Genomic DNA, 12886 nt, shown 5'->3' with positions numbered 1-12886 from the left:
GTCACGGGCCTGCGGCCGGGCCGAACTTGGCCCGGGGCCGTTATCCCCGTGCCTTATGTTCACCGGATTCGGTCGGGTCGATCCAGCCGATGTTGCCGTCCCCCCGCCGATATACAACATTCATGCGGCCGCTGGCGATATTGCGGAACATGACGACAGGCGCTTCGGACAGGTCGAGCGCCATGACCGCCATGCCGACCGTCATCCGCCGTACCTTCGTTTCGGTTTCGGCGATGACGACGGGATTGTCGTCGGTCGACTGCGCTTCGGCCGGTTCCTCGTCCGAGGTCGCGGCGATCACGTAGCTGGTCGCGGCCAGCGCCTCTTCGACGTTGTGCTCCAGATGGTGGTCCTTCAGCCGCCTCTTGTAGCGGCGCAGCCGCTTCTCGAGCCGCTCGGCGGACTGATCGAAACTCTGATAGGCGTCCTGGGCCTTGCCCCGGCTCTGCAGGTCGATGCCGGAATCCAGATGAATCCGGCATTCCGTGCGGAAGCCGGAGCCCTCCCGCTCGACCGTTACCTGGCCCGACCAGCCGCCGTCGAAGTACTTCTCCAGGGCCGCGCCGAGACGCTCCGTGATCTGGTCACGAAGTGCGTCGCCAACATCGATGTTCTTTCCGGTGACCCGAAGCTGCATGATCTCTTATTCGTTCGGACTGATAACAAGAAACAGACCTAGTCCGGGCATCGTGTCTTGCGCCAACTGCAGGTCCCGCGTCGTCCTGTTTGCGACGCCGCCATGCCGCGCCAATGGTGTCATCGACAAATCCCCTCGCGGCGGTCGGAACCTAAGGAGGCGATTGCGCCAAGTCAATCGCCTGCCGACATCGCGCGATCACAATCCGGCCCGCTTCTCCCGACGCCTTTGAACGGATGAGGGAATTTTCATCCACTCCCGGTACTTGGCCACCGTCCGCCGGGCGATATCCACACCCGAGGCCCGCAGCACCCGCACGATCGCGTCGTCCGACAGAATGTCCTGAGCCGATTCGGCATCGATCAGTTCCTTGATGCGATAGCGCACGGCCTCGGCCGAGTGGGCGTCGCCGCCTTCGGTTGCGGCGATGGCGGTGGTGAAGAAGTACTTCAGCTCGAAAATGCCGCGCGGCGTCGCCATGTACTTGTTCGAAGTGACCCGGCTGACCGTCGACTCGTGCATGCGGATGGCGTCGGCGACCGTGCGCAGGTTGAGCGGCCGCAGCGACTGGACCCCCTGCGAGAGAAAGGCGTCCTGCTGGCGGACGATCTCGGTCGACACCTTCAGGATCGTCCGGGCGCGCTGATCGAGACTGCGCACCAGCCAGTTGGCCTGCTGCAGGCAGTCCGAAAGGTAGGCGCGGTCGGACTCGGAGCGGGCGCTGCGCGATACCGTCGAATAGTAAGTCTGGTCGATGAGCACGCGCGGCAGCGTGTCGCCGTTCAGCTCGATCTGCCAGCCCCCGTCCGGACCCGGCCGCACGAAGACGTCCGGCACCACCGGCTGTACCGGTTCCGCGCCGAAGGCCTGCCCGGGTTTGGGGTCGAGGCGGCGCAATTCGCCGATCATGTCGGCAACGTCCTCGTCGTCGACGCCGCAAACTCGCTTGAGGGCGGGGATATCGCGTCGGGCGAGCAGGTCGAGGTTGTCGACCAGCGCCCGCATGGCCGGATCGTAGCGGTTTCGCTCGCGAAGCTGGATCGCCAGGCAGTCGGCAAGATCGCGCGCGCAGACGCCGGCCGGGTCGAAGGTCTGGAGAACGGCCAGCACGCCGTTCACCTGCGCCTCGTCGATGCCGAGCCGCTCCGCCGTCACCGCCGGCGCTTCGGTCAGATAGCCGTTCTCATCGACCAAATCGATGAGATGACGGCCGATCAGGCGGGCCTTCGGTTCGGCAATGGCGACCGAGAGCTGGTCGATCAGGTGATCCTGCAGGCTCGTGCCGGTGGCGAGCGCCGATTCCAGGAAGTCGGCATCGCCGTCGACCGGCTGGCGGTCGCCGCGCACCGTGCTCCAGCCGGAGTCGGTCGCAGGCCCGCCGGCCGCCGTGCCGTTCGCCGGAGCCACGGTCTCCGGGTCGAAGACGTTGTCGAAATCGGTGTCCAGCGTCGCGGAAATGGATGATACGTCGCCACTTCGGGCCGCCTCGAACAGATCCCCCGGGGTTTCCGCGCCGGCGCCCTCGCGGTCGGGTTCTCCGGCAGCGCCGTCGCCGCTCCCCCGGTCGCCGGCTCCCGCCTCGCCATCGAAGCCCTCCGGGGTGGCGTGGCCGTCGCCGGCGCCATCGTCGCTGCCGCCGTCGTCCTCGCGCTCCAGCAGCGGATTGCGCTCCAGTTCGGCATCGACATAGGCGAGGAGATCGATGTTGGAGAGCTGGAGCAGCTTGATCGCCTGCATCAGCTGCGGCGTCATGATCAACGACTGGGACTGCCGCAACTCCAGCTTCGGTGAAAGTGCCATTGCCCCCCGGCCCGTCTACATCCGGAATTCGTCGCCAAGGTAGAACCGGCGGACGTCGACATTGGCGACAACCTCGGCCGGTGAGCCCTGCATCAGAACCTGACCGTCGTGGATGATGTACGCCCGGTCGATCAGGCCCAGCGTCTCGCGCACGTTGTGATCGGTGATCAGCACGCCGATGCCGCGTGCCGACAGGTGGCGGACCAGCGCCCGGATATCGCCGACCGCGATCGGATCGATGCCGGCGAAGGGCTCGTCGAGCAGCATGAAGGCCGGTCGCGAGGCCAGCGCGCGGGCGATCTCCACGCGGCGCCGCTCGCCGCCCGACAGCGCGATCGCCGGGGAATGGCGCAGCCGTGTGATGGCGAATTCCTCGAGCAGCGATTCCAGCTCCTCCTTGCGCTTCGCCTTGTTGCGCTCGGTTATCTCGAGGACGGCGCGAATGTTCTGCTCGACGGTCAGTCCGCGGAAGATCGACGGCTCCTGCGGCAGATAGCCGATGCCGAGCCGGGCGCGGCGGTACATCGGCAGTCGTGTGATGTCGCGGCCGTCGAAGGCGATCCGCCCGGTGTCTGCCGCGATCAGGCCGGTGATCATGTAGAAGACCGTCGTCTTGCCCGCCCCGTTCGGTCCGAGCAGCCCGACCACCTCGCCGCGCTGCACCCCGAGGCTGACGCCCTTGACCACCGGACGGCTCTTGAAGCTCTTGAAGACGCCGTGCACCTCGAGCCAGCCCTCGCCATGGGCGGGTTCTACATTTCCCGGCGCGATCGACTGGATGGCTTCGGGAACCGGCGCGGGACTATCGCCCCTTGCCGGGGGCAGCGGGACGTCGGCAACGCGCCGTTCGAGCGCCTCCCAGTCGAGATCGCTCCTCTCGATGACCTCCTGCTGCGCAACGGAGGGATAGAGGGGATCGGAATCGCCCAGATCGGGAGGCCGCTGCGGGTAATCTTCGGCGGGAGGTTGGTCGCCGGCCGGCGCCTGCGCCGGATAGGCTCCGGCGGCGTCCGCAGCGGCCTCGTACTCCGCGCCAGGTTCCGCATCCAGGTCGGCTGCGTCAAAATCGATCGGTCCGAGGTCGTGCGGCCGGATATCGCCTTGCGGCGGCCCGTCTGTGCGGAATCCGCGCGCAGCCGGCCTGCCGGAGGCGCCGTTGCGGCCGAATACGTTCTGGGGCAGACGCGGCCGGCGAAGCCGGCGCGGCAGTGTCAGAAGACGGCCCAAAGTGGCTGATACTCCCATGAAACGGCTCGTCCGACGGGCTTGGCGTCGATCCGGGCGGCAGGCGGAACGACCTCAGTTGGTCTGATCCGCGGGCGCGTCCCGATCTTGGCTCTTTTCTTGCTTCTGCCCCATCGCGCCGGGAATGAAAAGCCCCTGAACCCGGCCGGTGCCCCCGGTCGTCTGCTCGGCAGAGACCAGCTTCGATTGGCCGGTTTCCAGATTGACCACCAGTTCGGTGCCACGAAGGACGTTCTGGCCCTGGGTCAGAACCACCTTGCCGCCAAGCCGCACCTCCTGCGTCGCCATCTCGAACACGGCCCAGTCGCCGGTCGCCTTCTGGCCCTCGGCGATCACCACGACCTCGCCGGTCGCCTCGAGCTTGGACACCCGCTGGCCGGTCGCGTCTTCGGTCGCGGCGCCTTCGCCCTGGTAGTAGACCTTGAGCTCCGAGGTGCGCATGGTCGTGTTGCCCTGCCGGACGATGACGTTGCCGCTGAACACGGCGGCCTTCTGGTCGTCGAACACCTCCAGCTGGTCGGCCTCGATCTTCACCGGCTTGTCGGATTCGACCGAGAGATTCGAAAACGCGTCGCTGACGGCCTGCGCCTGCGCGGCCGGTACGGGAGCGATGGACAGCGCCGCAACCGCTACCGGGATCGCCAGGCGCGAGAGGAGGCGGAAAAGCTCAATTCGCATTCTGGGCGGCTCCCACGGCACCGGTCACGTCGACGTCGGGTCCGTTCGTGCCGGTCCCGGTTTCGCTCCCCTGTCCGGCGTCGCCGGCCTCGGCGACGCCGCCCGACGCACCCCGGACCTTGCCGCCGTCCAGCCGCAGCACGACGACGACGCCGCCCTTGAACAGAAGATGCGAGCCGCGGTCGGTGATTTCCATGGAATTGGCGGTTATGCGGCCGCTCTTGGTTTCTGCCTCGACGGGATCCTCGCTGCGGATCAGGCCCGCCCCCATGTCGACATGGGCGGAGTTCAGATAGGCATTCTCGCCGTTCTTGGTCCGCACGACGATCTCCTCGGTGAGATCGAGCTTCTGGGCGTCGGCATCGTAGACGCCGTTGCGCGCGGTGATATGCACGTCGTTGCCGTCCGGCTGCGTCATGGTGCCGTCGATCTGCTCCAGAGTGACCACGCGCGGATTCGTCACGTCCTGCAATGCCTTTGCTGCCGTCACCTGGTAGGACGTGCCGTTCTCGTTGAAGCCGGACAGCTTCGGATTCTGCATCGTCAGCGTGGTCCCCTGGAGCCCGACCTCGCCGAGGTCGATGTCGCCGAAGCTCGTCGAGACGGTTCGCATCGTGATGAACATCGAGGCCACGACAAGGATCGAGACTGCCGGCAGCGCGATGCGCAGCACCGCGACGAAGCGGCTGTGCCGGCGGGCGGCCCGCCAGCTCGCGTCGAACTTGCGGCGCGAGCCTTCGCCGAGCCGGGAACTGGAGCCCGACGGCGGACCAAAGCTCCAGCTGCCGGTCAGCGTCCTGACGTTAATCGACATCCGCTCGTCTGTCGTTGTTCTGCACGGGCCCCCGTGTCTGCCGGCGTCATGGGCGAACAATACGGTGAAATAGCGGCGTCCGGCCAGCCTTCGCCCTCGCGCAGATCCTCCGTGCCGCAAGATGGCGGCGGCGAATCACCCGCGCCCGCCTACGAGTGGGCGAAGATATCTTCGTCCGCCCATCCGGCGATGTCCAGCAGCGCCCGGGCCGGCAGGAAGCCGAAACACGCCTCGGCAAGGTGGACGCGGTTCTCGCGGGCAAGCAGCACCTCGAACCGCTCCTTCAAGGCATGCAGGTACAGGACGTCCGAGGCGGCGTACTCGAGCTGTGCGTCGCTGAGCGTCTCCGCGCCCCAGTCTGAGCTCTGCTGCTGCTTGGACAGATCGATGCCCAGCAGCTCCCGGCACAGGTCCTTGAGGCCATGCCTGTCGGTATATGTGCGGGTCAGCTTCGAGGCGATCTTGGTGCAGAACACCGGCTCGGTGAGCACGCCGAGATGGCGGGCGATCATGGCGACGTCGAACCGGGCGTAGTGGAAGATCTTGGTGACGGAGGTATCCGCCAGCAGCCGCTTGAGGTTGGGGCAGTCGTAGGTGGCACGATCGGGCTGCACCAGGTGGCTCGTCCCGTCGCCCGACGACAGCTGCACCAGGCAGAGACGGTCCCGGGACAGGTTGAGGCCGAGCGTCTCGGTGTCGACGGCGACGGCTGCGCCAAGGTCGAGGTCGTCCGGCAGGTCGCCGCGGTGCAGAGTGATCGTCATCGTAGTGTCCCCCCTCTCGGGTCTGGCGCGACCGGAATGGGCGCGACTTCCGGGAACCTGCAACGGAGCCCGTGGTCCCTCTGCATTGAAAAATAAGGGATTTCCGACGCGTTCCAGAGGCGCTGTTTAACAGCTGCCCGGTGCCGCCGCAACGACATGCCCCGGTCTGCATCCGCAGCGCTGTACCCGCGCTAGCGGCCCGCCGAATGGCCTCGGGGGCCCCGTCTAAAAGACCATCCCGGAGAGGATGGTGCCCAGGAGAAGACTCGAACTTCCACGCCCTTTCGGGCACTAGCACCTGAAGCTAGCGCGTCTACCAATTCCGCCACCTGGGCAATTGTTCAGACAGTTATTGGCCGCCTGACGCCTTGTCAATGCGCTCGCGGGCGCGACCGGAGAATTGCCGGCGGGACCACCGCCCCCGCCGCGCTGCGGCCCCTCTCACGTTTCCTCTTCGTCCTCGATGTCGCCGTCGATCAGGACACCGACGTCGTCGCCGTCCTCCTCGTCGTCCTCGAGGAAATCATCGTCGTCGTCGTCGCCGATCGCCTTGTCGTCGTCATCGTCGACGTCGGGAATGTCGTCGTCCACCTCGATGGCATCCACATCGGAATCGGCGCGCCCGGTATCTTCCTCCTCGGCGTCGGCGTCCTCCAGCGGCACCAGTGCCTCGTCGGCCTCGTCTTCCGTCTCATCGTCCGGGGCCGGCTCCGCGGGCGCCTTGGCCTTGGCGGGCTTCGCCTTCGCAGACGTCGCCGCCGCCGTGGCGGCGACGACGAACTCCGTTCCGCATTTCGGGCAGATAATCGGATCGCGCATGAGATCGTAAAAGCGCGTGCCGCATTCGCCGCAAGTCCGTTTCGTGCCGAGCTCGGGTCTTGCCATCGCTCTAAAACCTGTCCTGAATCTCGCTGTCGAATTGAGGGGGCCGGGATGGCCGCATCCCTGAAAATCGGGGCCTCCCATAAACGCAAAGCCGGAACCGTGTCAAAGCCAAATACAGCGATCGGGATGACGGCCCGCCGGCCCTGTGCTAGGAGGCCGTCGAAACGGCCGCGTGGCGAGGCGCCTCGTCCGCAGGCGGCAACCATCCGGAATCAGACCCCATGACCGCCTCGCCAGCCCCGCACCGTTCCGATCGCGGGCAGACTTCAGAGTTGCCGAACGCCCGCCTCCAGGGCCGCAGCGGCGGCCCGCTGAGGGGCCGTGTACGGGTGCCGGGCGACAAGTCGATCTCCCACCGGGCGCTGCTGTTCGGCGCGCTTTCGGCCGGCCGCACGACCATCTCCGGGCTCCTGGAGGGTCACGACGTCATTGCGACGGCCGACGCGATGCGCGCTTTCGGCGCCGTCGTGGAACGCACGGGCGAGGGAACATGGACCGTCGACGGCGTCGGCGTCGGTGCCCTGCTCGAGCCGGCAGCCCCCCTCGATTTCGGCAATTCCGGCACCGGCGCCCGGCTGATCCTCGGCGTCGTCGCCGGCCACGGCATCACTGCCCGCTTCGACGGCGACGCCTCGCTGCGCAAGCGGCCGATGGGGCGGGTGCTGACGCCGCTGCAGGCGATGGGCGCGCGCATCGTCGACTCCAGTGACGGCCGGCTGCCGCTGACACTGCGGGGCACGCGGGATCCGATCCCGTTCGAATACCGGCTGCCGGTGCCTTCCGCACAGGTCAAGTCCGCCGTGCTGCTCGCCGGACTCAATTCCCCCGGGACGACGACGGTGATCGAGCCAGAGCCGACCCGCGACCACACCGAGCGGATGCTGTCGCATTTCGGCGCGCATCTGGACATTTCGACGGATCCCGACGGCGCCAGACGGATCGCGCTTGCCGGACGGCCGAGGCTGTCCGGCCGGGAGGTGACGGTGCCCGGGGATCCGTCGTCGGCGGCGTTCCCGCTCGTCGCCGCCCTGGTCGTGCCGGGGTCGTCGGTGACGATCGAGAACGTCATGATCAACCCGACCCGGGCCGGGCTGATCACGACGCTGCAGGAGATGGGCGCACGCATCGAACTGGCCAATCGCCGGGACCATGGCGGCGAGCCCGTCGCCGACCTGATCGTCGCGGCAGGGCCCCTGAAGGCCGTCGAGGTGCCGCCGGAACGGGCGCCGTCGATGATCGACGAGTATCCCGTGCTCGCCGTCGCCGCGTCGTTTGCGGAAGGTACGACCGTGATGCGCGGGCTCGCCGAGCTGAAGGTCAAGGAGTCCGACCGGCTCGCCGCCGTCGCGGCCGGACTTGCGGCAAACGGCGTAGACGTCCGCATCGACGGCGACGACCTGATCGTAGCCGGAGGCAACGGATCCGCGCCGGGTGGCGGTATCGTTGCGACCCACATGGATCACCGCATTGCCATGGCGTTCCTGGTCATGGGCCTCGCCAGCCAGCGCCCGGTCGCCGTCGACGACGGATCGATGATCGCCACCAGCTTCCCCGATTTCGTGCCCCTGATGAGCGGCCTTGGTGCAGAGATCGGCACGGCGGACGGGGACGAGCCGACGGGATCGGCGACGTGATCATCGCAATCGACGGCCCGGCCGCGTCCGGCAAGGGAACCCTGGCGAAACGGATTGCAGCCCATTTCGGCCTGCGCCGGCTCGACACCGGCTTGCTCTATCGGGCCGTGGCGCGGGCCGTGCTGGAGTCCGGCGGCGACGTCGAGGATCCCGGACACAGACGCGACGCGGCGAAACGGCTCGATGCGGCCGCGCTCCGTGACGAGGCGGCCCTGCGCCAGCCGGGGGTCGGAGAGGCGGCCTCGATCGTCGCGGCGGATCCGGAGGTGCGCAGCGCCGTTCTCGCGTTCCAGCGCGACTTCGCTGCCGTGCCGCCGGGCGCGGTCCTCGACGGGCGCGACATCGGCACCGTGGTCTGCCCGTGCGCCGATGCCAAGCTGTTCGTCACCGCCTCGGCAGAGGCCCGGGCCGAGCGTCGCTGGCGGGAAATGGTGGCCGGCGGATCGGACGCAGCCCCCGAACAGGTGCTCGCCGACATCCGCCGACGCGACGCCCGCGACACGTCCCGCGCCGTGTCGCCTTTGCGGCCCGCGGACGACGCGCACTTGCTCGATACCACCGACTTGGATATAGAAGCCGCGTTCCGGGCGGCTGTGGACTTGATCAGCGGCTCGCAAGCGGCGATATGAGGGTGCGTCTTCAGGGCCTGTCCCTGCCGCGCCCCTATACGTGCTTCCGGCAGGGTTTTCATTCGCTGCCGGACGCCGGTTCGCCCGCATCCCCCGGAAGACAGGTTCATCGCCAGCCGTGAATGTCTCGGTCGTGACGCGCACTGGTGCGCGGGTCGGGTGCGGCGGGTGCCAACACACATTTTCGGGATCGGCCGGTACGGTCGGACGGCCCCGAACAGGAGCAGGAAAACACCGTGGCCATAGCCAGCATGGAAAATACCCCTTCACGTGAAGATTTCGCAGCTCTCCTCGAAGAGAGCTTCACCCAGAACACTCTCGAGGAAGGCTCTGTCGTAAAGGGCACCGTCGTCGCCATCGAGAAGGACATGGCGGTCATCGACGTCGGTCTGAAGACGGAAGGCCGCGTGCCGGTTCGCGAGTTCGGCGCGCCGGGCCGCGAGTCGAGCCTGAAGGTCGGCGACGAGGTGGAAGTCTATCTGGAGCGCGTCGAGAACGCGCTCGGAGAGGCGGTCATCAGCCGCGACAAGGCACGCCGCGAGGAGAGCTGGGAGAAGCTCGAGAAGGCCTACGCCGCCAACGAGAAGGTCGAGGGAATGATCTTCAACTCGGTCAAGGGCGGCTTCACCGTCGATCTCGACGGCGCCGTCGCCTTCCTGCCGAGGAGCCAGGTCGACATCCGGCCGGTGCGCGACGTCGGTCCGCTGATGAACACTCCGCAGCCCTTCCAGATCCTCAAGATGGACCGGCGCCGCGGCAACATCGTCGTCTCCCGCCGCACCGTCCTGGAAGAGACCCGCGCCGAGCAGCGTTCGGAACTGGTCCAGAGCCTCGAGGAAGGCCAGGTCATCGAGGGCGTCGTCAAGAACATCACCGACTACGGTGCGTTCGTCGACCTCGGCGGCATCGACGGACTGCTGCACGTCACCGATATCGCGTGGCGGCGCATCAATCATCCCACCGAGGTTCTCGCCGTCGGCCAGACGGTCAAGGTGCGGATCATCAAGATCAACCACGAGACCCAGCGCATCAGCCTCGGCATGAAGCAGCTTGAGGCCGATCCGTGGGAGGGCGTGGAGGCCAAGTACCCGGTCGATGCGCGCTTCAAGGGCCGCGTCACCAACATCACCGACTACGGCGCCTTCGTGGAGCTGGAGCCCGGTGTCGAGGGTCTGATCCACGTCTCCGAGATGAGCTGGACCAAGAAGAACGTCCATCCGGGCAAGATCGTCTCCACCTCCCAGGAGGTCGAGGTGCAGGTGCTCGAGGTCGATCCGGTCAAGCGGCGCATCTCGCTCGGCCTGAAGCAGACCATGGACAATCCGTGGGACAGCTTCGCCGAGAAGTACCCGGTCGGCTCGGTCATCGAGGGCGAGGTCAAGAACAAGACCGAGTTCGGCCTGTTCATCGGCCTCGACGGCGACGTCGACGGCATGGTGCACCTCTCCGACCTCGACTGGAACCGCCCGGGCGAACAGGTCATCGAGGAGTTCAACCGCGGCGACATGGTCAAGGCGCAGGTGCTCGACATCGACGTCGACAAGGAGCGCATCAGCCTCGGCATCAAGCAACTCGAGGGCGATCCGTTCGTGTCCGCCGAGGCCTCCGACATCCGCAAGGGCGCGGTGGTCACCTGCGAGGTCACCGACGTCAAGGACAACGGCATCGAGGTGAAGATCGCCGGCACCGACCTGACGTCGTTCATCCGGCGTTCGGATCTGGCCCGCGACCGCTCCGAGCAGCGGCCAGAGCGCTTCGCCACCGGCGAGAAGGTCGACGCCCGCGTCACCCAGTTCGACCGCAAGACCCGCAAGGTCTCGGTGTCGATCAAGGCGCTCGAGATCGCCGAAGAGAAGGAAGCCGTCGCCCAGTACGGGTCGACCGACTCCGGTGCCTCGCTCGGGGACATCCTCGGCGCGGCGCTCAGCCGTGCCCAGGAACAGGCCCCGGCCGACGAGTCCGACGACGACGCGGAGAAGTAGGACGGCCATCCGGCCGGTCCGACACCGCGCAGCGTCACACCAATTCCGGTCGCGGCCCCGTGCCGCGACCGTCATTTCGAAGACAGGTTCGACCTGAGGAGCGCCTGGGGCAATGTCGTTGGACGCAGATCAGCTCGTCGACCGCCGCCGCCTGCGGCGGAAACTGTCCTTCTGGCGCGTCGCCGCCTTCGTCCTTGCCGTCGTCGCCATCCTAGGGGTCGCCGCGGCGAGCATGCAGAACGGGCTGTTCGGCCCCCGCAGTTCCCACGTCGCCCGGGTCAACCTGACAGGCATCATCGTCGAGGACCGCAAGGTCGAGCAGATGTTCGACAAGATCGCCAATTCCAGCGCCGCCAAGGCGCTGATCGTGGCGATCGACAGTCCGGGCGGCACCACGGCCGGCGCCGAATCCGTCTTCGATGCGATCCGCAAGGTCGCCGCCCGCAAGCCCGTCGTCGCCCAGATCGGCACCGTCGCGGCGTCGGGCGGCTATGCCGCAGCGATCGCCGCCGACCACATCGTCGCGCGTCGCACCTCGATCACCGGCTCGATCGGCGTCCTGTTCCAGTGGGCGGACGTGCACCGGATGCTCGGCGACATCGGCATCGATTTCGAGACCATCAAGAGCGGCCCGCTGAAGGCCGAGCCGAACCCGTTCGAGCCGACCAGCGAAGACGCCAAGGCGGCGATCCGCTCGCTGGTCATGGATTCCTACGACTGGTTCGTCGGACTGGTCGCCGACCGCCGCAAGCTCGACCCCGTCGAGGCGCGCAGGATCGCCGACGGCCGGGTCTACAGCGGCGGCCAGGCGCTGAAGCTCGATCTGATCGATGCGATCGGCGGCGAGGACGCGGTGCGCGACTGGCTTGCGACCGAGTACCGCATCGACCGCGATCTCGACATCCGCGAATGGAAGCCGGAGAGCGGGCTGAGCGGAATCGGCATTGCCGGCGCGGCCGCGTCGTTGGCGCGCGGCCTGGGATGGGACACGCTGGCCCTCGTCATCGAACGCAGTGCGCGTAGCAGCGTCGGCAGCCTTGACGGGCTGGTATCCGTCTGGCAGCCTCAAGACCTTGAACAATAAGAATTTCGCCAAGATCTTCGAGGGGGCGAGATGATCAAATCCGAGCTGGTGCAGCGGATTGCCCAGGCAAATCCGCATCTATACCAGCGACACGTCGAAATGATCGTGAATACGATACTCGACGAGATCACCGCAGCGCTCGCACGCGGCGACCGGGTCGAGCTTCGCGGCTTCGGCGCGTTCTCGGTGAAGCACCGCCCCGCCCGCACCGGACGCAATCCGCGGACCGGCGCCAAAGTTTCCGTCGAGCAGAAGAACGTGCCTTTCTTCAAGACCGGCAAGGAAATGCGCGAACGGTTGAACGGCGGCAGCGTTTAGGCGATATCGTTTCGACGATCCCGTCTAGAAGCCCGCTCCAGGAGGCGATTGAGCCGCGATGATCCGCCGCCTCGTCCAGTTTCTGATCTATCTGCCGCTCGCCGTGATCCTGATCGTGCTGTCGGTCGCCAACCGGCATCCGGTCACCATCTCGCTCGACCCGTTCAACGGCACAGATCCCGCCGTTTCCGTCACCCTGCCGCTGTTTCTGATCATCTTCGCCGCGCTGCTCGTCGGCGTAGTCGTCGGTGGCACCGCCGCCTGGCTCAGCCAGGGCAAGTGGCGCCGGCGGGCGCGTGTCCATCGCCAGGAAGCCGCACGGGCCCGCTACCGCCTCGACGAGACCCGGCGCAAGCAGGCCGACGAGGCGGGCGCACCGGGACTGCCCGTGCTCAGGCGCACCTGAAGCCGGGCCC

The 12886-nt window shown here is 67.2% G+C and carries 13 protein-coding genes and 1 tRNA gene; 6 read left to right on the top strand and 8 right to left on the bottom strand.

From position 1 onward, the window contains the following. Positions 1–40 precede the first annotated feature (40 nt). From hpf to V3328_RS03575, 8 genes are all read right to left on the bottom strand, one after another. Positions 41–637, bottom strand: a complete 597-nt coding sequence (hpf, locus tag V3328_RS03610; RefSeq protein WP_340328290.1) for a ribosome hibernation-promoting factor, HPF/YfiA family — start codon at positions 635–637, stop codon at positions 41–43. 198 nt (positions 638–835) lie between these two features. Continuing rightward, entirely contained in the window at positions 836–2437 is a 1602-nt protein-coding gene (rpoN, locus tag V3328_RS03605; RefSeq protein ID WP_340328289.1) for an RNA polymerase factor sigma-54, read from the bottom strand. Between the two features lie 15 nt (positions 2438–2452). Next, positions 2453–3367, bottom strand: a complete 915-nt coding sequence (gene lptB / locus V3328_RS03600; protein ID WP_422732921.1) for an LPS export ABC transporter ATP-binding protein — start codon at positions 3365–3367, stop codon at positions 2453–2455. A 369-nt stretch (positions 3368–3736) separates the two neighbouring features. Then, positions 3737–4360: an LptA/OstA family protein gene (locus tag V3328_RS03595; protein WP_340328287.1), complete on the bottom strand. Its 624-nt coding sequence runs from the start codon at positions 4358–4360 to the stop codon at positions 3737–3739. After that, positions 4350–5174, bottom strand: a complete 825-nt coding sequence (gene lptC / locus V3328_RS03590; RefSeq protein WP_340328286.1) for an LPS export ABC transporter periplasmic protein LptC — start codon at positions 5172–5174, stop codon at positions 4350–4352. Before lptC ends, V3328_RS03595 begins: the two co-directional genes overlap by 11 nt. A 149-nt stretch (positions 5175–5323) precedes the next feature. Beyond that, entirely contained in the window at positions 5324–5938 is a 615-nt protein-coding gene (locus V3328_RS03585) for a ribonuclease D (protein WP_340328285.1), read from the bottom strand. Positions 5939–6186: 248 nt separating this feature from the next. Further along, a tRNA-Leu gene (locus V3328_RS03580) sits at positions 6187–6273 on the bottom strand. Positions 6274–6379: 106 nt separating this feature from the next. Beyond that, positions 6380–6823, bottom strand: a complete 444-nt coding sequence (locus tag V3328_RS03575) for a TIGR02300 family protein (protein ID WP_340328284.1) — start codon at positions 6821–6823, stop codon at positions 6380–6382. Positions 6824–7044: 221 nt separating this feature from the next. On the opposite strand from V3328_RS03575, the gene aroA reads away from it, so the two are divergent. The 6 genes from aroA (at position 7045) to V3328_RS03545 (ending at position 12876) form a co-directional block, all read left to right on the top strand. Beyond that, positions 7045–8457 (top strand): 3-phosphoshikimate 1-carboxyvinyltransferase, encoded by a 1413-nt coding sequence (gene aroA / locus V3328_RS03570; protein ID WP_340328283.1) that lies wholly within the window; start codon positions 7045–7047, stop codon positions 8455–8457. Then, a complete protein-coding gene (cmk, locus tag V3328_RS03565) occupies positions 8454–9086 on the top strand; it encodes a (d)CMP kinase (RefSeq protein WP_340328282.1) in 633 nt (210 codons plus the stop codon). Before aroA ends, cmk begins: the two co-directional genes overlap by 4 nt. Before the next feature lie 146 nt (positions 9087–9232). Then, a complete protein-coding gene (rpsA, locus tag V3328_RS03560; RefSeq protein WP_340328281.1) occupies positions 9233–11068 on the top strand; it encodes a 30S ribosomal protein S1 in 1836 nt (611 codons plus the stop codon). 112 nt (positions 11069–11180) lie between these two features. Further along, the gene (sppA, locus tag V3328_RS03555; protein ID WP_340328280.1) at positions 11181–12152 is read left to right on the top strand and encodes a signal peptide peptidase SppA; all 972 of its coding nucleotides are present in this window, start codon (positions 11181–11183) and stop codon (positions 12150–12152) included. A gap of 30 nt (positions 12153–12182) precedes the next feature. Further along, entirely contained in the window at positions 12183–12470 is a 288-nt protein-coding gene (locus tag V3328_RS03550) for an integration host factor subunit beta (protein WP_340328279.1), read from the top strand. A 58-nt stretch (positions 12471–12528) separates the two neighbouring features. Then, complete coding sequence (locus V3328_RS03545; protein ID WP_340328278.1) at positions 12529–12876, top strand: LapA family protein; 348 nt, start codon at positions 12529–12531, stop codon at positions 12874–12876. Positions 12877–12886 lie beyond the last annotated feature (10 nt).

The sequence above is a fragment of the Microbaculum marinum genome (genome assembly GCF_037855135.1).
In the GTDB taxonomy this organism is placed as follows: Bacteria; Pseudomonadota; Alphaproteobacteria; order Rhizobiales; family Tepidamorphaceae; genus Microbaculum; species Microbaculum marinum.
This window is presented reverse-complemented; position numbering and strand designations above follow the sequence as displayed.

Excerpts from the sequence above, each read along its gene's own strand:
- V3328_RS03595 (WP_340328287.1), bottom strand. The coding sequence starts at position 4,360 with ATGCGAATTGAGCTTTTCCGCCTCCTCTCGCGCCTGGCGATCCCGGTA.
- rpoN (WP_340328289.1), bottom strand. The coding sequence starts at position 2,437 with ATGGCACTTTCACCGAAGCTGGAGTTGCGGCAGTCCCAGTCGTTGATC.
- V3328_RS03585 (WP_340328285.1), bottom strand. The coding sequence starts at position 5,938 with ATGACGATCACTCTGCACCGCGGCGACCTGCCGGACGACCTCGACCTT.
- V3328_RS03575 (WP_340328284.1), bottom strand. The coding sequence starts at position 6,823 with ATGGCAAGACCCGAGCTCGGCACGAAACGGACTTGCGGCGAATGCGGC.
- lptC (WP_340328286.1), bottom strand. The coding sequence starts at position 5,174 with ATGTCGATTAACGTCAGGACGCTGACCGGCAGCTGGAGCTTTGGTCCG.
- sppA (WP_340328280.1), top strand. The coding sequence starts at position 11,181 with ATGTCGTTGGACGCAGATCAGCTCGTCGACCGCCGCCGCCTGCGGCGG.
- V3328_RS03550 (WP_340328279.1), top strand. The coding sequence starts at position 12,183 with ATGATCAAATCCGAGCTGGTGCAGCGGATTGCCCAGGCAAATCCGCAT.
- hpf (WP_340328290.1), bottom strand. The coding sequence starts at position 637 with ATGCAGCTTCGGGTCACCGGAAAGAACATCGATGTTGGCGACGCACTT.
- aroA (WP_340328283.1), top strand. The coding sequence starts at position 7,045 with ATGACCGCCTCGCCAGCCCCGCACCGTTCCGATCGCGGGCAGACTTCA.
- V3328_RS03545 (WP_340328278.1), top strand. The coding sequence starts at position 12,529 with ATGATCCGCCGCCTCGTCCAGTTTCTGATCTATCTGCCGCTCGCCGTG.